Origin of the sequence: Micromonospora sp. CPCC 206060, assembly GCF_036906895.1 — a bacterium.
Taxonomy (GTDB): domain Bacteria; phylum Actinomycetota; class Actinomycetes; order Mycobacteriales; family Micromonosporaceae; genus Micromonospora.
In genome coordinates this window covers 25,345-46,020 of sequence record NZ_JBAKHU010000041.1, presented here as the reverse complement: position 1 = coordinate 46,020, position 20,676 = coordinate 25,345, and the positions used below count along the sequence as shown (strand labels likewise).

The following is a 20,676-nucleotide window of genomic DNA, read 5'->3' as shown; positions in this document are numbered from 1 at the left end:
AGGGGGAGGGCAGATGCCACTGGTCGCCGGGGTGGACTCGTCCACCCAGTCCTGCAAGGTGGTCGTCCGCGACGCGGCAACCGGTGAGCTGCGCCGACAGGGGCGCGCGCCGCACCCGGACGGTACGGAGGCCGACCCGGTGGCCTGGTGGCGGGCGCTGGAGGCGGCGGTCGGGCAGGCCGGCGGGCTCGATGACGTCGCCGCCGTCTCGGTCGCCGGCCAGCAGCACGGCATGGTCTGCCTGGACGACGCCGGGCAGGTGATCCGGCCGGCCCTGCTCTGGAACGACACCCGCTCCGCCGGGGCGGCCGACGAGCTGATCGCCGACCTGGGCGGTGGTGAGGCGGGCCGGCGGGCCTGGGCCGGGGCGGTCGGCCTGGTGCCGGTGGCCAGCTTCACCGTGACCAAGCTGCGCTGGCTGGCCCGGCACGAGCCGCAGCACGCCGACCGGGTCGCCGTGGTCTGCCTGCCGCACGACTGGCTCACCTGGCGGCTGGGCGGTGCAGCCGGGCTGGCCGCGTTGGCCACCGACCGCAGCGACGCCAGCGGCACCGGCTACTGGTCCCCGTCGACCGGTCACTACCGGTCCGACCTGCTGGAACTGGCCCTCGGCCGGCAGCCGGCCGTACCGTCGGTGCGTGGGCCGGCCGATCCGGCGGGCGCCCTGCCGCACGGTGCACCGATCGGGCCGGGTGCCGGCGACAACGCCGCCGCCGCACTCGGCGCGGGCGCCGAGGCCGGGGACGTGATCGTCTCCATCGGTACCTCCGGCACCGTGTTCAGCGTCGCCGAGGCGCCGACCGCCGACCACACCGGCACGGTCGCCGGGTTCGCCGACGCCACCGGCCGGTACCTCCCCCTGGTCTGCACCCTCAACGCGGCGCGGGTGCTGGACGCCGCCGCCGGCATGCTCCGGGTGGATCTCGACGAGTTGTCCGACCTCGCGCTCTCCGCACCGGCCGGCGCGGACGGGCTGGTCCTGGTGCCCTACCTGGCGGGGGAGCGGACCCCGAACCGCCCGCTGGCCACCGGAGCCGTGCACGGCCTGAACCTGCGCACCTCGACGGCGGCCCACCTGGCCCGGGCCGCCGTCGAGGGGATGCTCTGCGCGCTCGCCGACGGCCTGGACGCGCTGCGTGCCCAGGGTGTCGAGGTGCGCCGGGTGGTACTGGTCGGTGGTGGTGCGCGTTCGGCGGCGGTCCGGGCCGTCGCGCCCCAGGTGTTCGGGGTACCGGTGCTGGTCCCGCCGCCCGGGGAGTACGTGGCCGAGGGGGCGGCCCGCCAGGCCGCCTGGGTCGCCCTGGGCGGCGCCGCGCCGCCGGCCTGGTCGACCGGCCGGACCGAGCGGTACGACGCACCGGAGGTCCCGGCGATCCGGGCCCGGTACGCCGAGGCCCGGGACCGGATCGTCGACCAGCTCCACTCCTGACCCCACCGCCCCTCCCGCGTTGCCACCCTCCAACGCGGGAAAGGGGGTGTCCCCATGGCGGCAGCCGTAGCGGACCTCGGCGGCGGACCTCCGACTCGCCGCCTGTCGAGCTGCACCGTCTGTGCCAGCAGACGAGGGCCGACTGTCCCGCCGACATGACACCGGACACCCGCTTCTGCCCTGATCGGCCTCGACCACCGCTCTGTGATCCACTCGATTTCCTGGTAGTCGCGGTGTCAGCCCCGGCCCGATAGCCCGTTTTCCTGAAAACGGAGTGGATCGAGGGGGTGGAGGGGTGTCCGATTCCGGGTAATCGGCTGTACGACTGATGGATGCTCCCCGATGATCGTTGCGTGTCGTCCACCAGCCCGGCCGCAGCCGTCCCACAGTCGGCCGCTCCACAGTCGGCCGCTCCACACCCGGCCAGCACCCCGCAGCAGACCGTCCCGCAGCAGACCGCCCCGCGCCCGGTGTCCCGCACCGAACTGCCGTCCGTCCTTCAGCACGACGACGCCGACACACCCTGCGACGTCATCGATGCCCTGGCGCTGGCGGACTTCATCACCGGCCGGCATCCGTGGGCGCACACCGTCCGGCTGGCCCGGCTCCGGCCCGGTGCGTCGCTGGTTCCCGACCGGGCCGAGGTGCTGCGTACCGCGACCGACCGGCAGCAGTGGTCGCAACTGGCCCGGGGCGACGGCTGGCTGGTACGGGCGATCCGCTGGAAGGGGCGGGGCGCCGAGGTGACCGTGACCGCAGTCAGCGAGGAGACCGGCCAGGCGGTACTCGACGAGATCGTCGACGGCGCGGCCGAGCCGGCCGACGAGGAGAGCCAGCCGGTCGGCTTCTGGCACAAGAACCCCCGTCGAGGCGCCCAGCGTGACACCCGGCAGATCGCCACCCCGGACTGGGCGACGATCCGGTCGAACTACCCGGCGGCTGCCGCGCAGGCCCTCGACCGGCTGATGGCCACCACCCCCGACAACGTGGTGGGCCGGCTGCTCCTGCTGCACGGGCCACCGGGGACGGGCAAGACCACCGCCCTGCGGGCCCTGGCCCGCGAGTGGCGCCGCTGGTGCCAGGTGGACTGCGTACTCGATCCGGAGGAGCTCTTCGGCGACCCGGCCTACCTGGCCGAACTCGCGGTCGGGGAGGACGAGGACGGCAGCGGGGAGACCGACCGGCGGTGGCGGTTGCTGATCCTGGAGGACTCCGACGAGCTGATCCGGGGTGAGGCCCGGCAGTCGGCCGGCCAGGCACTGTCCCGGTTGCTCAACCTGACCGACGGGCTGCTCGGCCAGGGACGGGACGTCCTCGTCGCGATCACCACCAACGAGGACCTGGCCCGGCTGCACCCGGCGGTGGTCCGGCCGGGCCGCTGCCTGGCCCGGATCGAGATCGACCGGCTGTCGTACGCCGAGGCGACCCGTTGGCTCGGCAGCACCACAGGGGTCGCCCCCGGCGGTGCCAGCCTCGCCGAGCTGTACGCGCTCCGGGCCGGCCGGTTGGCGGACCCCTCCGCCCCGACCGAGATCGGTGGCTATCTCTGACCACCCACCCCGCCCGCCGGATGCCGGCCGACCGACCTGCTGACCCGTCACCGCCGGAACCGCCACCGACACTCCGGTCCCGGTGGCGTGGCGCGGCGGCTGCTGGTTGAGTGCCCTGCATGACAAGTGTCGGCGGTGGCGCCGGTCGGCGTGGCCGGGCTACAGCGGCGATCAGCGGGAACGCGGCGCGGCTCTACAGCGTGGTGGTCTTCGTGCTGCTCGCCTCGCTGGACAACGTGGCCATCGGCCTGGTGCCGCCGTTGTACGGGCCGATCGCCGCCGATCTCGGCGTCGGCACCGGCCTGATCGGGCTGGTCACCGCCGTCACCTTCCTGGTCAGCGCGGTCGCGGCGGTGGCCTGGGCGTACATCGGTGACCGCAGCAACCGGAAGCCGCTGCTGATGGCCGGCACCCTGCTCTGGGCGGTGGGGACCGCCGGCAGCGCCCTCGCCCCGAACTATCCCACCTTCCTCGGCGCGCAACTGGTCGGGGCGGTCGGGCTCGGCGCGGTCGGCTCGGTGGGTTTCTCGGTGGTCACCGATCTGATCTCCCCACGGCGGCGGGGGCTGGTGATGAGCTTCTGGGGTCTCTCCCAGGGCATCGGCACCCTGGCCGGCACCCTGCTCGGCGGGCTGCTCGGGGCCGCCGACTGGCGCCGCCCGTTCCTGCTGCTCACCGGAATCGGCCTGGCCGCCACCGTGGCCTACCTTTTCACCTACGACATCCGGCGCGGCGGCAGCGAGCCGGAGCTGGCCGGGCCGCTGGCCACCGGTGGCGAGTACGACTACCGGATCACCCGGGGCGACCTGCCACGCATCCTGCACCGGCGGACCAACGTCTGGCTGATCCTCCAGGGGCTCACCGCGCAGGCCGCCTTCGGCTCGCTGGTCTGGTTACCCGTGCTCTTCGCCGAACGGGCCCAACAGCAGGGCTACTCGACCGGCACGGCGACCATGGTCGGCAGCATCTTCGCCACCCTGTTCCAGCTCGGCGGGGCGCTCTCCATCGTCGGCGGGCTGGTCGGCGACGCCCTGCAACGCCGTACGCTGCGCGGCCGGGCGCTGGTCGCGGCGGTCGGCATCCTCGCCGCCGTGCCGTTCTACCTGGTGCTCTTCTTCGTGCCGATCCGGATCGACGTGCCCGACGGCGCCGGGGCCGGCCAGGTGACCGGTGCGGTACTCGCCAGCGTGGTCACCGAGCCGACCGTCGGGTTCAGCCTGCTGGCCGCCGTGCTCGCCCTCGCGCTGACCTCGGCCAACTCGCCGAACTGGTTCGCCCTGATCGCCGACGTGAACCCACCCGAGCACCGGGGGACCGTCTACAGCCTCGGCAACCTGGTCAACGGGGTGGGCCGGGCGGCCGGCAACGGACTGGTCGGGCTGGCCTTCGCCCGGCTGGGTGGTCTCTTCCCGCCCCCGCTCAACTTCGCCGTCGGTCTCGCCGCGTTCCAGCTCTTCTTCCTGCCCACCGGCGTCATGTACTGGCTGGCGTCGCGTACCGCCCCGCAGGACATCACGAACGTGCACGACCTGCTGCACGCCCGCGCCCAGAAGCTGTAAGGAAGGGCCCCCGCTTAACGCTTTTCGCGGTAAAGGGGGCCCTTCTTAACACTTCACCTCAGGCTCCGGCGCTTCACCTCAGCCGAGGTACCAGACGGTCACGTCCGTCGGTACCAGCCGGTCGCCGTCGAGCGGGCCGCTGGCGTGCACCAGTTCGGCCCCGTCCGGCAGCGGTACGGCTGCCGCCCCGAAGTTGGTCAGCACGGTCACCTCCCCGTTGCGGAAGGTCAGCACCTCGTCGCCGGACGCCAGCCAGTACAGCGTGCCCCGGCCCAGGCCGTGCTCACGGCGCAGCCGCAGCGCGGTCCGGTACATCTCGTACGTCGAGCCGGGTACGCCGTGCTGCCGGTCCCGGGCGTACTCCGCCCACAGCGACGGCTGCGGCAGCCAGCTCGCGTCGGTCGGCCCGAAACCGTACGAGGGCGCGTCGGCCTCCCACGGGATCGGTACCCGGCAGCCGTCCCGGCCCCGCTCGGTGTGGCCGCTCCGCTTCCAGGTGGGGTCCTGCCGGGCCTCGTCGGGGAGCGTGGTGTGCTCCGGCAGCCCCAGTTCCTCACCCTGGTAGAGGTAGGCCGATCCGGGCAGCGCGAGCATCAGCAGGGTGGCCGCCCGGGCCCGCCGCAGGCCGAGGGCGGCGTCCGGCTGCGGGTCGCCGATTCCGATGCCGTTCGGTCGGGGCGTACCCACCGGCAGCCCCAGCCGGGAGGCGTGCCGCACCACGTCGTGGTTGGAGAGCACCCAGGTGGTGGGGGCGCCGACCGCGTCGGTCGCCTCCAGCGAGCGGGTGATCACCGCGTACTGTGCCGGCGCGGTCCAGGCGGCCAGCAGGTACTCGAAGTTGAACGCCTGGTGCATTTCGTCCGGCCGAACGTAGGCGGCGAGCCGCTCGGCGGGCTCGACCCACGCCTCGGCGACCAGGATCCGCCCGCCGGGGTAGCTGTCCAGCACCCGCCGCCAGTCCCGGTAGATCTCGTGTACGCCGTCCTGGTCCCACATCGGCGGGCGCGGCTTGTCGATCTCCCGGCCGGAGAGGATCTCCTGCGGCTCGTGCCAGTTGGCCAGGTCCGACTGCTTGATCAGGCCGTGCGCCACGTCGACCCGGAACCCGTCCACCCCCCGGTCCAGCCAGAACCGCAGGGTGTCCAGGAACTCGGCGCGGACCTCGGGGTTGTCCCAGTTCAGGTCGGGCTGGGCGGTGTCGAACAGGTGCAGGTACCACTGGTCGGGGCGGCCGTCCGGTCCAATGACCCGGGTCCAGGCCGGACCGCCGAAGACGCTCCGCCAGTCGTTCGGCGGCTCCGCGCCGTCCGGCCCGAGGCCGTCCCGGAAGATGTACCGCTGCCGGGCCGGGCTGCCCGGTGCGGCGGCGAGCGCCTCGGTGAACCACCGGTGCGCGGACGAGGTGTGGTTCGGCACCAGGTCGACGATGACCCGCAGTCCCCGCTCCCGGGCGGCGGCGATCAGCCGGTCCGCGTCGGCCAGGGTGCCGAAGAGTGGGTCGACGTCGCGGTAGTCGGCCACGTCGTACCCGGCGTCGGCCTGCGGCGACGGGTAGAACGGCGAGAGCCAGACGGCGTCCACGCCCAGCTCGACCAGGTGGTCGAGGCGGGCGGTGATGCCCGGCAGGTCGCCGATGCCGTCCCCGCCGGATTCGGCGAAGGATCGGGGGTAGATCTGGTAGATGACGGCTTCGGTCCACCACGCGGCGGTCGCGCCACCGACTGGCTGCTGGTTCGTCTCGTGGATGTTCAGGGCCCTCTCCCGTATCTCGTTGCCGACTCCCGCCCAGTGTGCCCGTGCGGGGGCCGGGTGAATCTCTGGCGACCGGTCCGCGTGTGGAGGGTCACCGGTACACGTCCCATCATCATCATCGCCGCCCGGCCGGGTGGGCGCGGGACGGCGCGCGCCCGATGACGGACGCGGGACGGCGCGCGCCCGATGGCGGACGCGGGGGACACTGCGCGCCGGACGGCGGACGCCGCCATCCCCTGGTCGGGGATGGCGGCGTCCGGTCGATGCGGTCCCGGCAGGGCTGTTGGTTCAGCCCTTGAGACCACCGGCGAGCAGGCCGCGTACGAAGTACCGCTGGAGCAGCAGGAAGATCGCGACCGGCACGATGATCGAGACGAAGGCACCGGCCGAGAGCAGGTGCCAGGCGGTACCCCGGGTGCCGCTGAGGTTGGCCAGGGCCACCGTGATGGGTGCGGTGTCCGGGCCGCCACCGGCGAAGGTCAGGGCGACCAGCAGGTCGTTCCAGACCCACAGGAACTGGAAGATGCCGAACGCCGCCAGTGCCGGGGTCAGCAGGGGCAGCAGGACCTTGAAGAAGATCTGCACGTGCCCGGCGCCGTCCACCCGGGCGGCCTCCAGCAGCCCCGCCGGGATCTCCTTCATGAAGTTGTGCAGCAGGAAGATCGCCAGCGGCAGCGCGAACGTGGAGTGGGACAACCAGAGCGTCCAGAACTGCCCGGCGATCCCGGCGTCCACGTAGAGCGTGAGCAGCGGGATCAGGGTGACCTGGATGGGCACGATCTGGAGGGCGAAGATCACGATGAACAGCAGATCTCGCCCGCGGAACTTGATCCAGGCGAAGGCGTACGCCGCCAGCGACGCCAGGCAGAGCGGGATCAGTACCGAGGGGATGGTGATCACGAACGAGTTGACGAAGAAGCTGCCCAGCCCTTCGCCGTTCTCCACGTCCAGCACCGCCCGGTAGTTGTCCAGCGTCACCTGCGGATCGGTGAAGAAGGTCCACCAGCCGGTGGTCTTGATCTGCCGCTCGGGTCGTAGCGACGAGATGGCCAGCCCGAAGGTGGGCAGGGTCCACAGCACCGCGATCACGACCGCGATCAGGGACGCCCACGGTGAGGTGAGCTTCCGCTTCGCCTTGGTTGCGGCGGGAGCGCCGGGGTCGATCGGCGGGGTGGACGTCAGCGGGGCGCTCGTGGTGCTCATCGTGCCTCCGAGGCGCGCAGTTGCCGAACGTTGTAGACGACGATCGGGATCACCAGGATGAAGAGCAGGACCGCCAGGGCCGCGCCGAGCCCCTGGTTGTCGCTACGGAAGCTCTGGCTGTAGAACTCGTTCGCGACCACGCTGGTGTCGAACTGGCCGCCGGTCATGGTCCGGACGATGTCGAACACCTTGAGCGTGCCGATACCGATCGTGGTCAGCACCACGACCACCGCCGGGCGGATGCTCGGCAGGGTGACGAAACGGAACATCCCGAACGGGGTGACGCCGTCCAGTCGGGCCGCCTCGACCACATCGTCCGGAATGGACTTGATCGCTGCGGACAGGACGGTCATCGCGAACCCGGCCTGAATCCAGATCATCACCAGGATCAGGAACAGCGTGTTCCACGGTGACTCGACCAGCCACTGCTGGGGCTTGCCGCCGACCCACACGATGACCTGGTTGAGCAGGCCGATCTGCTTGACCCCGACCTGGTCGGGGCGGAACTCGTAGACGAACTTCCAGATGATCGAGGCGCCCACGAACGAGATGGCCATGGGCAGGAAGATCAGCGCCTTGGCGAATGACTCCAACCGGGCCTTGTCGACCAGGACGGCGTAGAGCAGGCCGACCGCGGTGGCCACGAACGGCGTCACGACCACCCAGAGCACCGTGTTGCGAAGCACCGTGAGCTGGTCACTCGACGTGAAGATCGTCTGGTAGTTGTCGAGCCCGATGAAGGCGGTCCCGGCGGCATCGAAGAATGACTGGAAAATGGTCCGTGCCGCCGGGTAGATCAGGCCGACGGCGAGCATCAGAATGGCTGGGGCGAGGTACAGAAAGGCGACCCATCGGTCACCCTTCTTGCCCCGGACACGTCCGGCTAAAAAGAGGATTACCCCGACCACCGCGACGAATATCAGAATCGCGGTGAGCATTTCAAGGAACTTCTCGGCAGTGGTCATCGAATCTCACCTCCCTCGTACGGCACGGGACCGGCCGGGCATCATTGCCTGGCCGGTCCCGTGCCGTCACATCACTTCGGCCAGGCGGCTTCGATGTTGTCCACGGTCTGCTGGGTGCTCTGACCGGTGATCCAACTGGTGGACTGCTTCCAGAACGCGTTGGACCCGACCGCGCCCGGCATCATGTCCGAGCCGTCGAAGCGGAAGACCGCGTTCGGGTCCTGGAGCAGCTCAGCGGCGAGCTTGTCGACCGGGCTGGTCAGCTTGCTGGCGTCGACGCCCTTGTTGGCGCTCACCCAACCCTGCGACACCGACACCTTGATGTTGGCCCAGGTGTCCGTGGACAGGTAGGTCTGGAACGCCTTGACCTCCGGGCGGTCGGAGAAGGCCAGGTTGAACTCGCCACCACCGAGCAGCGGCTTGGAGCTGGTGTCCTTGCCGGGCAGGTAGAACGCGAAGACGTCGCCGTCCTCGGCCACCTTGGTGTTCTTCGGCCAGTTGGCCGCGTAGAAGCTCGCCTGCCGGTGCAGCGAGCAGGTGCCGTCCAGGATCGGCAGGCCGGCGTCCTGGAAGGTGGTGGTGGCGATGCTCTTCACGTCGCCGAGGCCACCGTTGACGTACTTCGAGTTCTTGAGGATCTTGCCAGCCTCGTCGAGCGCGGCGGCCGACTCCGGCGAGTTGAACGGGATCTCGTGCTTGACCCACTTGTCGTAGGTCTCCGGCCCGTTCAGCCGGAGCATCATGTCCTCCATCCAGTCGGTGATCGGCCAGCCGGTGGCCTCACCGCTGGAGATGCCGGCACACCACGGCTTCTTGCCGCTCGCCGCGATCTTGTCGCTCAGCGCGTACAGCTCTTCGAGGGTCTTGGGCACCTGGTAGCCGTTGTCCTTGAACTCCTTGGGGGAGTACCAGACCAGCGACTTGATGCTGGCGCCGGACGGGGCGGCGTAGAACTTGCCGTCGACCGTGCCGTACGCCTTCCAGTCCTTGCCCCAGAACTTGTCGACGTTCGCGGCGACCTCCGCCGGGGCCTCCTTGGCGTTACCGGTCGCGACGAGCTGGGCGAGCAGGCCCGGCTGCGGCACGATCGCGATGTCCGGCGCGTTGCCGGCCTTGGCCCGGACCAGCACCTGGGTCTCGAAGGACTTGTCGCCCTCGTACTTGATTGTGACGCCGGTGCACTCCTCGAACGGCTTGTACGAGTCCGTGTATGCCTTGTCCTCGGGGGTCACGATGCCGGTGAACACCGTCACGGTCTTGCCCTTGAGGTCACCGTACTGGGTGAACTGCGAGCAGTCCGCCTTCGGGGCGTTGGCCGAGGTGTCGTCCGAGTCGCTGCCACCACCGCAGGCCGCGAGGGCGAGAGTCAGACCGAGTACGCCGGCCGATGCGACCGCCGTACGCGTCCTTGTCGCACGAAGGGACATGCGCCCTTCCTTTCTTCGTCATCCGCCGGCGCGTGCGCCGCTCGTCGATGAGCTGTATCCGCACGGTGGCCGGTACGACCAATTGATCGTCAGTCAAACGGTTACCCTGGCACGACGCAATGGTTAACGGAGGGCCGAATCGGTAACGATTGTGGAACTTTCCGGTCCACTTTGCTCCGTGTGCGTGACTGTTTCGGACCGCGATGATCGCAATACGGAGAGTGTTGGCCCTCCTTGCTGGTAGTGGTGATCTCCTTGTTGCAGTTGGGGCTCGAGGGGTGGGAATGGGGGGGGCTTCCCAAGGTTGGAGTTTTCTGCCAGCATCGTCGCATCGATCGAAGAGTTTCGTCATAGGAGGATCTGGATGCGTAAGCGCCTGCTGAGCCTCATCGGCGCCGGACTGCTGGTCGCGGCGGCTGCCCTGGTCCCGGCGAGCCCTGCGATGGCCGCGCCCACCTTCAAGGTTCCGTTCCCCTGCAACCAGACCTGGTCTGGGCAGACGCGTACCAACCACAGTCCGGCCTACGCCATCGACTTCAACCGGACAGACGATCTCGGCGACCCGGTGGTCGCCAGCGCGCCCGGCACCGTGGACGTCGTCACCAACCTCGGCGACACCAGCTACGGCAAGTATGTCCGGATCAACCACGGCAACGGCTACACGACCTACTACGCCCACCTGAACAGCTCCAACGTCTCCGTGGGCCAAAGCGTGGGATACGGCAGGGTGATCGGCTACGTCGGTACCACCGGCGGTTCCAGCGGCCCGCACCTGCACTACGAGCAGCGCCTCAACGGCAACGACATCCAGGTCCGGTTCAACGGCACGCTCGCCCTCTACTGGGGCACCAAGAACTACACCAGCGACAACGGCTGCGGTAGCACGACCGGCTCGGGCACGGTGAACACCAGCGGCACCCCGCTGACCGTCCGGTCCGGCCCCGGCACCGGGTACACCGCCGTGGACACGGTCGCCGACGGCACCCGGGTCACCATCTACTGCCAGACCACCGGCACCACGGTGACCGGCACCTACGGCACCAGCAACATCTGGGACCGGATCGGCTCCGGCCGGTACATCGCCGACGCCTACGTGTACACCGGCCACGACGGCTTCATCCCGAACGTGCCACGCTGCTAGTTCTAGGTGTCAGGAAGGGCCCCCGTCAACGGACGCAGTCCGTTGACGGGGGCCCTTCCTGACACCTTCAGCGGTGCGGTACCGGCTGCGACGATCCCGGCGGGTCCGGGGAATCATGTCAACGGGCGTCAATTGTTGAAGATGCTGACCCCACCCGGCCCGACCAGCAGGCCGACCACGATGAGGACGATGCCCCAGAGGATCTGCCGCCGGAAGAGCGCAAGCACACCGGCGACCACAAGTACGACTGCGAGAATCCAGAGAATCAGCTCCATGGCTGCGAAATACCCCCGGCGGCAGCGGTGGAAACCTCCCCGGCGTCCAGATGGTCCCCCAGGTGGAAGAGGCTGTACGCCTGCTTGATGACCGGGTGCGCGACGTTGCGGACCCGTACCCCGCCCGGCGTGGTGCCCCGCTCGCTGCCGGCGTGCGCGTGCCCGTGGATGGCCAGCGCCGTGTCCGCCGAGTCGATCGCCTGACCCAGCAGGTACGACCCCAGGAACGGGTAGATCTCCAGCGGTTCACCAGCGAGCGTGTCCGGTACCGGCGCGTAGTGGGTCAGGGCGACCCGGGTGTCGCAATCCAGCTCGCGCAGTACCGTGCCGAGCCGGTCGGCGATGGTGCTGGTGGTACGGACGAACGCCTTCATCTCCGGCTCGCCGAACTCGCTGGCGCACCGACCGGCGAACCCCCCGCCGAAGCCCTTGGCACCGGCGATACCCAGCCGCCCACCGGGGGTGTCCAGCACCGTGCCGGTGCCCTCCAGCACGGTGATGCCGACCTCCTCCAGTGCCCCGACCACCTCGGGGACCTGGTCGCACTGGTGGTCGTGGTTGCCGAGCACGGTGACCACCGGTACGCCCAGCCCGCCGAACTCCCGGGCCACGCAGCGCGCCTCGGCCTCGGTCCCGTGCCGGGTCAGGTCCCCGGCCAGCAGCAGCACGTCGGCGTGTCCGGGTAGCTGGTCCAGCGCCGGCCGGAACCGGCCGACCACGTCCTCGTCCAGGTGCACGTCCCCGACGGCGGCGATCCGGATCACCATCGCGTCCCCCTCACGGCAACTGTTCGATCTCGGTCGGCGCCTGGGTACGGATCAGCCCGATGTCGGTGGTGAGCGGGATGCCGGGGAACCGTTCGGCGACCTGGCGCATGATCTCGTCCCGCCGGTGCGGGCTCTCCACCTCGCCCTGGAGGATCAGCGAGTTCTCCCGCCGGACCACGGTGATTCCCTGTTCGGCGATCTCCGGGTTCTCGGTCAGCAGCCGGTGGATCTCCGCCTCGACGTACTCGTCCGGCGGGCCACCTGCGTGCGCGGAACTGGTCATCGCGTCCCCTTTCCCTCCTCCGACGAGTACGGCACCACATCCAACCGGTCCAGCAGGACAAGGAACGCCTCGGCGTACGGCGAGTGCTGTGTCTCCTTACGTACCCGATCCCAGTCGATCTGCTCCCGTAGTGAGCGGGCCAGCGGCAGTCCACGGGCGAAGTCGCAGTAGTGCTGGGAGAAGCTGAGCAGTTTGTGCACCATCAGCTGGCTGGCGGAGAGGACCGGCATGTGGATGGCGTCCACCGGCCGGACCACGGTGTCGGTGAAGGTCTCGTCGGTCACCGGGGTCTCGATCGGCCGGTGGATCAGGTCCACCATCCGTCCCGAGTCGTAGACCTTGACCAGCCAGTCCTCCGGCGGGCGCTCGGCCGTGAAACCGGCGGCGACCAGCGCCTCCAGGGCCAGGTCGACGTCCTCGCCACGGATGAGGAAGTCGACGTCGTGGTCGCTGGAGTGGCCGCCGTGAGCGTAGACCGCGAAACTGCCGCCCAGGGCGAACGGGATCTCCGCCTGTTTGAGGACGGCGGCGACCCGTTTGAGCGTGTGCAACAGGCCCTCGTCCCCTTGCTGAACCATCGAATCTCCCGGGTGTTCGGAGGCGGACATGGTCATCCGGAGTGGAGGTCTGTGTCCGTACCCGGCACTCGACGCGTTTACACCTGGGCGGGGCGGGATCGTGACGTTCTGAGTTTTTTGTACTGGTAGTGAATCTACAGATGGTGCCGGCACTGGGTACCGTTGTCGAGGTGGCCAGAGCGCAACGGGTACAGCGGCGCGGGCGACGGCTACGCGCCGTGGCCCTGATCGGTATCGACGGTTCCGGCAAGACCACCCAGGCGCACCAGCTCGCCGCCGCGCTGAACGCGGCCGGCGTACCAGCGAACTACCTCCGAAACGCGGGTGGCCGACGCTGGTTCGGCCGGCTCGCCCGCCGGCTGGGCCGGGCGGACGCGCAACGACTGCTCGGTCGGAACGGGCTGCTGCTGGCCGAGTCGGTGCTGCGCTGGCTGGCCATCGCCCGGACGCTGCTCCGCTCGGTGCTCACCCGGCGGGTCGCGGTGATGGACCGCTACGCGTACTGCCAGTACGCCAGCATCCGGGCGCACGGCGGCCGGCGCTGGGAGACGTTCGCCCGGTTGGTCTACCGCGTCTTCCCGCCGCCCGGGCTGACCCTCCTGCTCACCGTCGACCCCGCCGAGGCGTACCGGCGGATCGAGTCCCGGGGTACCGACCACGAGACGATGGAGTACCTGATCGCGGCCGACGCGGCCTACCGGTCGCTGCCGGAGTACCCGACCTTCGTGGTGGTCGACGCGAACGGCACTCCGGACCAGGTCGCCGCCGACATCGGCGCGCAGGTGGCCCGGTGGCTGCCGGAGTCGCGTCGGGCGCCGGCCGTACCGGTCCCGGCGACCGCTCCCGTCAGCACCTGAACCGGGCGGGTCACCCGACACCGGTTACGCGACCGGCGTAACCGGTCTGCCCACAGCTAACAACCCTGGCCGTCAGGGGCAGTCCGGTCGCAGCATCACCGGATGCGAATCCTCGTCCTCGGTGGTACCCGGTTCCTCGGCCGCGCAGTGGCCCGGCTCGCGCACGACCGGGGGTACGACGTCACCTGCGCCGCCCGGTCCGTCTCCGGCGCCCCGCCGGCGGGCCCCCGCTTCGTACCCGTCGACCGGGACGACCCGGACGGCCTGGCGGCGCTGGACGGTGCCTGGTTCGACGCGGTGGTGGACGTGACCCGCCGGGTCGACCACGCCCGGTACGCGCTGGACACCCTCGCCGACCGGGTCGGGCACTGGGTGTTCGTCTCCAGTATCTCGGTCTACGCCGACCACTCGGTGCCCGGCCGGTCCGTCGCCGACTCCCCGCTGCTGCCGCCCGCGCCGGACGGGGTCGACGGTCCCGGGCCGGACTTCCGGTGGTACGGCGAGTGCAAGGTCAGCATCGAGCGCGCGGTACTCGACCGGGTCGGGGCCGACCGGTCGTTCATCTGCCGGGCCGGCCTGATCGTCGGGCCGGAGGACACCTCCGACCGGTTCCCCTACTGGGTCCGTCGGCTGGCCGACGGTGGTGAGGTGCTGGCGCCGGGGCGGCCCGACGAACCGGTGCAGTGGGTCGACGTCGAGGACCTGGCCGGGTGGCTGCTGCACGCCGCGACCACCCGACTTGCTGGTACGTTCGACGGCACCGGCCCGGCGCGCGGGTTGGCCGAGGTCCTGGCCGGGATCGCCGCCGGGGTCGACCGGCCCGATCCGCGACTGACCTGGGTCGACGGGGACTTCCTCCGCGCTCGGGACGTCCGGCCGTGGAGCGGGGAGCGGTCCCTGCCGCTCTGGGTGGGTGGCGATCCGGCGGACGCCGGATTCCTCGCCCGGGACGTGACCGACGCGCTCGCCGCCGGGCTCACCGTCCGTCCGGTGGCGGCGTCCGCCCAGGCCACGCTCGACTGGATGACCAACGCGCCGGAGGCCGTCCGACCGGGTGGACTGGGCCGCGCGGTGGAGGCCGAGGTACTCCGGGAATGGCACGCTGAACGGGACGGATGACCCGCTCCTCGACAATCTCGGGCGTACTTTGTCAGATACGCGCGGTCATGGTTGACGCTCACCGCCTCGTGAAAGTAAGTTTCATCCCGTGGCGAAGAGTGCGAAGATTTCTGCGAGTCACGAGACCGGTGGACTGATCGTCCACATCAGTGGCCTGCTCCCGTCGCTGTCGCCCGCCGAGCAGCGGGTGGCCCGGCTGGTGGTCGCCGATCCGGCGGACGCGGCGCGACGGACAATCACCGATCTCGCCACCGCCGCCGAGACCTCCGAGGCGACCGTCATCCGGTTCTGCCGCTCCGTCGGCATGGACGGCTACCCGCAGCTCCGCATCCGGTTGGCGGCCGAGGCCGCCCGCCGGGTGGAGCCGCCGGACGCCCGGGTGGTCGGTGGGGACATTCCACCCGGCGCCGACCTCGCGCAGATCATCGCCACCATCGCCTTCAACGACGCGCGGGCCGTCGAGGAGACAGCCGAGCAGCTCGACCCCGCCGTCTGTGAACAGGTCGTCGAGGCGATCTGCAACGCCGGCCGGATCGACATCTACGGTGCCGGCGCCAGCGGCTTCGTCGCCTCGGACTTCCAGCAGAAGCTGCACCGGATCGGCCGGACCGCCTTCTACTTCCCGGACGTCCACACCGCCCTCACCTCCGCCGCCCTGCTCGGCCGGGGCGACATCGCGGTGGGGATCTCGCACACCGGTACCACCTCGGACGTGATCGAGGTGCTGGAGCAGGCCCGGTCACGGGGGGCGGTCACCGTCGCCCTGACCAACTTCCCCCGCTCGCCGATCACCGAGGTCGCCGACCATGTCCTGACCACCGCAGCCCGGGAGACGACGTACCGGTCCGGCGCGATGGCCAGCCGGCTGGCACAGCTCACCGTCGTCGACTGCCTCTTCGTCGGGGTGGCCGCCCGGAACCGGGCCAAGGCCCGCAAGGCGTTGGAGGTGACCGCCGAGGCGGTCCAGCAGCACCGCGTCACGAACCGGAGGAAGGCATGACGGCGGGCCGGGTGGAGCCCGACACCGCGTCCGCGCTCCCGCTCGCGGAGCAGCCCCGGCCGATGATCCGGGTCAATGCGCCGACCGAACAGCGCAATCCGCTCAGCGCCGACCTCGACCTGATGTCCACCCGTGACGTGCTCCGTGTGATCAACGAGGCGGACCGGCGGGTGCCCGCCGCGGTCGCCGCGGTACTCGACGAGATCGCCGCTGCGGTCGACCTCGCGGTAGGGGCGTTGCGTGCCGGGCACCGGGTGCACTACTTCGGCGCCGGGACGTCCGGCCGGCTGGGGGTGCTGGACGCGGCTGAGTTGGCGCCTACCTTCAACTCCCCCAAACACTGGTTCTGCTCGCACATCGCCGGGGGACCGGAGGCGGTCTGGCGGGCCGTCGAGGACGCCGAGGACGACGAGTACACGGGCGCGACCGAGGCCGGGGACTGCGTACACGCCGGTGACCTGGTGGTCGGTCTGGCCGCCAGTGGCCGTACCCCGTACGTGCTCGGTGCCCTCGGCGCGGCCCGGACGGCCGGGGCCGGGACGGTACTGCTCTGCGCCAACCCGCACGCCGAGGCGGCGTCCTCGGTGGATGTCTTCATCGGGGTGGACACCGGGCCGGAGGTGGTCACGGGCTCCACCCGGATGAAGGCCGGCACCGCGCAGAAGCTGGTGTTGAACGCGTTCTCCACCGCCGTGATGGTCCGCCTCGGCCGGGTCTACTCGAATCTGATGATCGATGTGGTGGCCACCAACGCCAAGTTGCGTGGGCGCATGATCTCGATCCTGGTGGACGCCACCGGCTGCAGCGAGGAGGTCTCCCAGCGGGTGCTGGACGAGGCCGACGGCGACCTGAAGGCGGCGCTGGTCGCCCTCGTCTCCGGAGCGGCGGTGGCCGATGCCCGGGACGCCCTCTCCCGCTCGGCCGACCAGGTACGCGGTGCCCTGGCCCTGCTCGCCTCCTGACCCGCCCCGGTCCGTCTCCCGGTCCGTCCGCCCGCAGTCCGTCCGTCTCCCGGTCCGTCCGCCCGCAGTCCGTCCGTCTCCCGGTCCGTCCGCCCGCAGTCCGTCCGTCTCCCGGTCCGTCCGCCCGCAGTCCGTCCGTCTCCGGTCCGTCCGCCCGCAGTTTGTCTGCCCGCGCTCCGGGTGACCGGTCGGGTGCCTTCGGTGACCGGATGGCCGGCGGGCAGTGATGCGCGCCGCAGCGGGACTGTCCCGACGTTGCGGATTGTTCAATCGGGTGCGGGGTAATCCCGAGATCAGGTGGACCAGCCGGCTCGCCGGTGATCCGTGGTGATGAGGATCTCAGTGGCCTCTGTGACATGGCAGGCCATCCGTCCCGGTCGCAATGGTGCGACTGATTCGGGTGGATCGTGCACCGCCGATCCCGTACGGCTGTGCTGTCGGTCACGAAAAAGCCCTGACCAGGGGGTGCTGACAGCAAACGTCGACCGTACTCTCAGCAACCACTCAGGCATTCGTGACACTTTCGACTCACGAGACGGAATCCCCAATGCGTCTCAGCTGTTGTGTAGGTGTCAGTACCGCCAGGCACCACGGGGAACGTCACGGGGGAGGGCTGATGGTCGTGGGGACGGCAAGGAACCGGGCAACCGGCGCTAGCGAGGGGACCGTGGGCAACGTGGACAAGAACATCGGCATGCGAACCGACGAGGTTGCCGAGGAGCGCGACCTGGTCGGCGTCTACCTGCACGAGATCTCCCGGACGCCGCTGCTCGACGCGGCCAGAGAGGTCGAACTCTCCCGGACGATCGAGGCCGGCCTCTACGCCGAGCACCTGCTCGGGGAGGACCGCATCCCCGACGGGGTCAGCCGTGACGAACTGGAACGACTGGTGACCGAGGGCGAGCGGGCGAAGGACCTGTTCATCCGGGCCAACCTGCGTCTGGTCGTCTCGATCGCGCGACGGTACGTCCGGTCGGGCATGCCGATGCTGGACCTGATCCAGGAGGGCAACACCGGCCTGGTGCGGGCGGTCGAGAAGTTCGACTACGAAAAGGGCTTCAAGTTCTCCACCTACGCGACGTGGTGGATCCGGCAGGCGATCAGCCGGGCCATCGCCCAGCAGGAGCGGACGGTACGGCTCCCGGTGCACCTCGTCGAGGACGTCAACCGGATGCGCAACGTGGCCCGGCAGCTGACCCGGGAACTGGGCAGCGACCCGGAGCCCGACCAGATCGCCGCCGCGCTGGGGGTCACCGTCGAGCGGGTGCACGAGCTGGTCCGCTGGTCGCAGGACACGGTGTCGCTGGACACGCCGATCGGCGACGACGGGGACACCAATCTCGGTGACCTGGTCGCGGACAGCGACGCACCCTCCCCGGAGGAGATCGTGCTGACCGGGCTGGAGCGTCAGCGCATCGAGGGCCTGCTCAACCACCTGGACGACCGGTCCGCCGGCATCATGCGGGCCCGGTACGGCCTGGAGGACGGGCGGGAGCACTCGCTCACCGAGGTGGCCTCGCGCTTCTCCCTCTCCCGTGAGCGGATCCGGCAGCTGGAGATCCAGGCACTGGGCCGGCTGCGGGAACTGGCCCGGGCGGAGGGCCTCCAGGCCGCCTGACCGGCGGCCCTGCCGACAAGACCGGAAGAACGGCCGGCACCCCATCGGGGTGCCGGCCGTTCTGGTTATGCGCCCTTTTGGTCGGTCGTTACAGATGACGCGGCGAAATCAGCCCGGCAAAGCCGCCCAAAGGTGGGCGTAATCGGCGGCGCGCTGGTCACGGTGCGCCCGGGCAGTTGCGGAGGGGCGGCAGAACCGGCATCTGCGGTGGCGCCCGGTTAACACAATGAATTCCGGAAGCCCACTGGAATCGATATCCGCATCAGTGCGACCGGCATCCGGCGGCCACCGGATGCCGATACCGACACCATCGCCCCAGCCCGCCGCACGAGCCGTGGGAGGCATTCCGTGAATCGTACAAGTCCCGCTCAGCACCTGCCATCTCCACTCAGCGTCACCGGACTGGCGGCGCCACTGACCACGTACGACAAACCGGGGATCACGGTGACCAGCCACCGGTTCACCGTCGGGGACCGGACCTTCGTGGTCCGGGAGTTGACCCGGTTGCGCACCACCCGGGGACCGCACGACCGGCTGACCGTACAGGCGATCGCGGTGACCGGCGGCATCGTGGCCGGTACCGCTCTGCTGCTGGGTCTCACCGGTGGCCTGCAACGGCTCTCCGTCGGTGGGTACCTCTGCCTCGGGGTGGCGGCCCTGGTCCCGGTGCTGATCGCCCTGGCCGGACGCCGCTGGCGTCCGCCCGCCCACGAACTGTGGGGCAGCTACCGGGGCACCGACCAGTTGCTCTTCAGCAGTGACGAGGAGCGGCAATTCGGCCAGGTGACCCGGGCGCTGCTGCGGGCCCGGGAAGCAGCCCGGCTCGGTGGCTGGGACGAGCCGGTGGCCACGGCCGACCCCTGGTAGCCGATCGCCCGGTCCGCTGCGGACGGGTGTCGTCGAGGCGGACGGGAGCAGGGGCCGGCGCGGGGACGTCGAGGGAGTCGGCGGTCAGCCGGCGACCGGCTCCCGCTCCCGCAGCCGGCCGTCGATCTCGCGGGTCACCCCCCGCTCGGCGAAGAACGATACGAACGGCACCGTGCCGGCGAGCATCACCAGCGCCATCCGACGCAACGACCAGCCGGCCCGGCGGCCCAGGTCGAAGGCGGCGAGCAGGTAGAGCATGTACAGGAAGCCGTGTGCCGGACCGACCGTCTCGACCACCACGGGATTGTCGAAGCCGTACTTCAGCGGCATGCCGATCACCACGAGCATGATCAGCACGACGCCCACCACGTAGGCGATCACGCGGTACCGGGTAAGGGCTGCGCCCACCTTCGATCCGTCCCTTCCGACCGGCGTCAGCCGGGATAGTCACCGGGCCGGGCGCCCGGATTGGCGTTCAACCATGACAGGTAGCGGTTGTAGGCGGCGAGTTCCGGATCGCCCGGGTCGTCGGCCGGGCCGCCGGCCCGGACGGTACGCACCGGGGGGCGGAACCCGACGCCGCCGGTCGGCTCCGGCGGGGCCGGTTCACGCCGTCCGGCCTCGCCGTCGCTGGCACCCCTGCCCAGCGCGTGGCGTACCTCCCGCCACCAGAGGAAGATCACGAAGCCGGCGAAGACCGGCCACTCCACCGCGTACGCCCAGCTGAGCGTGTTACCGGACGCGGCCCGGCTGATCTGCCACCAGCCGAGGGCCGAGAACGCGGCGACGAGCACGACGGTGGCCACGTGGCGGGCGATCCACGCCGGTGTCCAGAGCCGTTTCATGGCAACGAGCGTACCGGGCGTCGGCGGCTACTCCGACGGGACGTCGTAGACCGGCGTGCCGGGGCGGGGTTTGGCTCCCGCCTGGGTGGGCATCCGTCTAGCTGCCAACCCGCACGAGCTTCCGGAGGGCCCCATGACCGAATCAGTACGGCGGGACGGGTATCCGTCCACCAGCCCCGGCGGCTCCGTGGACGCGAGCCCGGAGCAGCGGATGCCGGAGTGGGACGCCAGCCACACCACCGGTGGCGGGGTCGACGTGGCGGAGGCCGAGCCGATGGGGGTCGACCCGGCGGATCTGGCCGACGAGGACCTGATCCGGGAGATCCACAGCCTGCACCGTACCCGGCTGGACACCTTGCGGCACGCGACCGACGCGGCTCTGGCCAACCACCTGCGACGTACCGCAGAACTGGAGACCGAGTACCTGACCCGCTACCCGGGTCGGGAGGTCGACCCGGGTCGACTGCGGGACCTCTGAG

General features: G+C 70.5%; 21 protein-coding genes. 11 read left to right on the top strand and 10 right to left on the bottom strand.

Annotation, left to right across the window (positions count from 1 at the left end; genetic code table 11):
* Positions 1 to 13: 13 nt before the first annotated feature.
* The 3 genes from xylB to V6U90_RS22585 all read left to right on the top strand — a co-directional run bounded on the left by xylB (position 14) and on the right by V6U90_RS22585 (position 4,538).
* Complete coding sequence (gene xylB, locus V6U90_RS22595) at positions 14 to 1,429, top strand: xylulokinase (protein ID WP_334440086.1); 1,416 nt, start codon at positions 14 to 16, stop codon at positions 1,427 to 1,429.
* 353 nt (positions 1,430 to 1,782) lie between these two features.
* On the top strand, positions 1,783 to 2,979 hold the full coding sequence (locus V6U90_RS22590; protein ID WP_334440083.1) for a DUF5925 domain-containing protein: 1,197 nt from the start codon (positions 1,783 to 1,785) through the stop codon (positions 2,977 to 2,979).
* A gap of 119 nt (positions 2,980 to 3,098) precedes the next feature.
* On the top strand, positions 3,099 to 4,538 hold the full coding sequence (locus V6U90_RS22585; RefSeq protein ID WP_334440080.1) for an MFS transporter: 1,440 nt from the start codon (positions 3,099 to 3,101) through the stop codon (positions 4,536 to 4,538).
* 78 nt (positions 4,539 to 4,616) lie between these two features.
* On the opposite strand, the gene V6U90_RS22580 is transcribed toward V6U90_RS22585, so the two are convergent.
* From V6U90_RS22580 to V6U90_RS22565, 4 genes are all read right to left on the bottom strand, one after another.
* Positions 4,617 to 6,284 carry a glycoside hydrolase family 13 protein gene (locus tag V6U90_RS22580; RefSeq protein WP_334440121.1) on the bottom strand — a complete coding sequence of 556 codons (1,668 nt, stop codon included), beginning with the start codon at positions 6,282 to 6,284 and terminating at the stop codon, positions 4,617 to 4,619.
* A 294-nt stretch (positions 6,285 to 6,578) separates the two neighbouring features.
* The gene (locus tag V6U90_RS22575) at positions 6,579 to 7,472 is read right to left on the bottom strand and encodes a carbohydrate ABC transporter permease (protein WP_442933650.1); all 894 of its coding nucleotides are present in this window, start codon (positions 7,470 to 7,472) and stop codon (positions 6,579 to 6,581) included.
* A gap of 17 nt (positions 7,473 to 7,489) precedes the next feature.
* The gene (locus V6U90_RS22570) at positions 7,490 to 8,458 is read right to left on the bottom strand and encodes a carbohydrate ABC transporter permease (RefSeq protein ID WP_334440075.1); all 969 of its coding nucleotides are present in this window, start codon (positions 8,456 to 8,458) and stop codon (positions 7,490 to 7,492) included.
* Between the two features lie 71 nt (positions 8,459 to 8,529).
* Positions 8,530 to 9,885, bottom strand: a complete 1,356-nt coding sequence (locus V6U90_RS22565) for an ABC transporter substrate-binding protein (RefSeq protein ID WP_334440073.1) — start codon at positions 9,883 to 9,885, stop codon at positions 8,530 to 8,532.
* A gap of 364 nt (positions 9,886 to 10,249) precedes the next feature.
* On the opposite strand from V6U90_RS22565, the gene V6U90_RS22560 reads away from it, so the two are divergent.
* Entirely contained in the window at positions 10,250 to 11,026 is a 777-nt protein-coding gene (locus V6U90_RS22560; RefSeq protein ID WP_334440071.1) for a peptidoglycan DD-metalloendopeptidase family protein, read from the top strand.
* A gap of 128 nt (positions 11,027 to 11,154) precedes the next feature.
* Here the strand turns inward: V6U90_RS22560 and V6U90_RS22555 are convergent, their stop codons facing one another.
* The 4 genes from V6U90_RS22555 to V6U90_RS22540 are packed head-to-tail and all read right to left on the bottom strand — an operon-like array spanning position 11,155 to position 12,929.
* Entirely contained in the window at positions 11,155 to 11,301 is a 147-nt protein-coding gene (locus tag V6U90_RS22555) for a GPGG-motif small membrane protein (protein WP_334440069.1), read from the bottom strand.
* Entirely contained in the window at positions 11,292 to 12,068 is a 777-nt protein-coding gene (locus V6U90_RS22550; RefSeq protein WP_334440067.1) for a metallophosphoesterase family protein, read from the bottom strand. The genes V6U90_RS22555 and V6U90_RS22550 overlap by 10 nt, the downstream gene beginning before the upstream one ends.
* A gap of 10 nt (positions 12,069 to 12,078) precedes the next feature.
* Positions 12,079 to 12,351, bottom strand: a complete 273-nt coding sequence (locus V6U90_RS22545) for a hypothetical protein (protein WP_334440065.1) — start codon at positions 12,349 to 12,351, stop codon at positions 12,079 to 12,081.
* The gene (locus V6U90_RS22540; RefSeq protein WP_334440062.1) at positions 12,348 to 12,929 is read right to left on the bottom strand and encodes a nucleotidyltransferase family protein; all 582 of its coding nucleotides are present in this window, start codon (positions 12,927 to 12,929) and stop codon (positions 12,348 to 12,350) included. The genes V6U90_RS22545 and V6U90_RS22540 overlap by 4 nt, the downstream gene beginning before the upstream one ends.
* A gap of 170 nt (positions 12,930 to 13,099) precedes the next feature.
* Between V6U90_RS22540 and V6U90_RS22535 the strand changes: the two genes are divergently transcribed.
* The 6 genes from V6U90_RS22535 (at position 13,100) to V6U90_RS22510 (ending at position 19,352) form a co-directional block, all read left to right on the top strand.
* Entirely contained in the window at positions 13,100 to 13,786 is a 687-nt protein-coding gene (locus V6U90_RS22535) for a dTMP kinase (protein ID WP_334440059.1), read from the top strand.
* 102 nt (positions 13,787 to 13,888) lie between these two features.
* Positions 13,889 to 14,905, top strand: a complete 1,017-nt coding sequence (locus tag V6U90_RS22530) for an NAD-dependent epimerase/dehydratase family protein (RefSeq protein WP_334440057.1) — start codon at positions 13,889 to 13,891, stop codon at positions 14,903 to 14,905.
* An 88-nt stretch (positions 14,906 to 14,993) separates the two neighbouring features.
* The gene (locus V6U90_RS22525) at positions 14,994 to 15,905 is read left to right on the top strand and encodes a MurR/RpiR family transcriptional regulator (RefSeq protein WP_334440054.1); all 912 of its coding nucleotides are present in this window, start codon (positions 14,994 to 14,996) and stop codon (positions 15,903 to 15,905) included.
* A complete protein-coding gene (murQ, locus tag V6U90_RS22520) occupies positions 15,902 to 16,867 on the top strand; it encodes an N-acetylmuramic acid 6-phosphate etherase (protein WP_334440050.1) in 966 nt (321 codons plus the stop codon). Before V6U90_RS22525 ends, murQ begins: the two co-directional genes overlap by 4 nt.
* 616 nt (positions 16,868 to 17,483) lie before the next feature.
* Positions 17,484 to 18,485 (top strand): sigma-70 family RNA polymerase sigma factor, encoded by a 1,002-nt coding sequence (locus tag V6U90_RS22515; RefSeq protein ID WP_334440048.1) that lies wholly within the window; start codon positions 17,484 to 17,486, stop codon positions 18,483 to 18,485.
* 348 nt (positions 18,486 to 18,833) lie between these two features.
* Positions 18,834 to 19,352 (top strand): DUF6232 family protein, encoded by a 519-nt coding sequence (locus V6U90_RS22510; protein WP_334440045.1) that lies wholly within the window; start codon positions 18,834 to 18,836, stop codon positions 19,350 to 19,352.
* A gap of 84 nt (positions 19,353 to 19,436) precedes the next feature.
* Here V6U90_RS22510 and V6U90_RS22505 read toward each other — a convergent pair whose 3' ends face one another.
* Together V6U90_RS22505 and V6U90_RS22500 are read right to left on the bottom strand one after the other, a co-directional pair.
* Positions 19,437 to 19,760: a DUF3817 domain-containing protein gene (locus V6U90_RS22505; RefSeq protein ID WP_334440042.1), complete on the bottom strand. Its 324-nt coding sequence runs from the start codon at positions 19,758 to 19,760 to the stop codon at positions 19,437 to 19,439.
* Positions 19,761 to 19,786: 26 nt separating this feature from the next.
* On the bottom strand, positions 19,787 to 20,197 hold the full coding sequence (locus V6U90_RS22500; RefSeq protein WP_334440039.1) for a hypothetical protein: 411 nt from the start codon (positions 20,195 to 20,197) through the stop codon (positions 19,787 to 19,789).
* Positions 20,198 to 20,330: 133 nt separating this feature from the next.
* Here V6U90_RS22500 and V6U90_RS22495 point away from each other — a divergent pair, with 133 nt between their 5' ends.
* Positions 20,331 to 20,675, top strand: coding sequence for a DUF6158 family protein (locus V6U90_RS22495; RefSeq protein WP_442933648.1), 345 nt, complete (start codon positions 20,331 to 20,333; stop codon positions 20,673 to 20,675).
* Position 20,676: the final 1 nt, after the last annotated feature.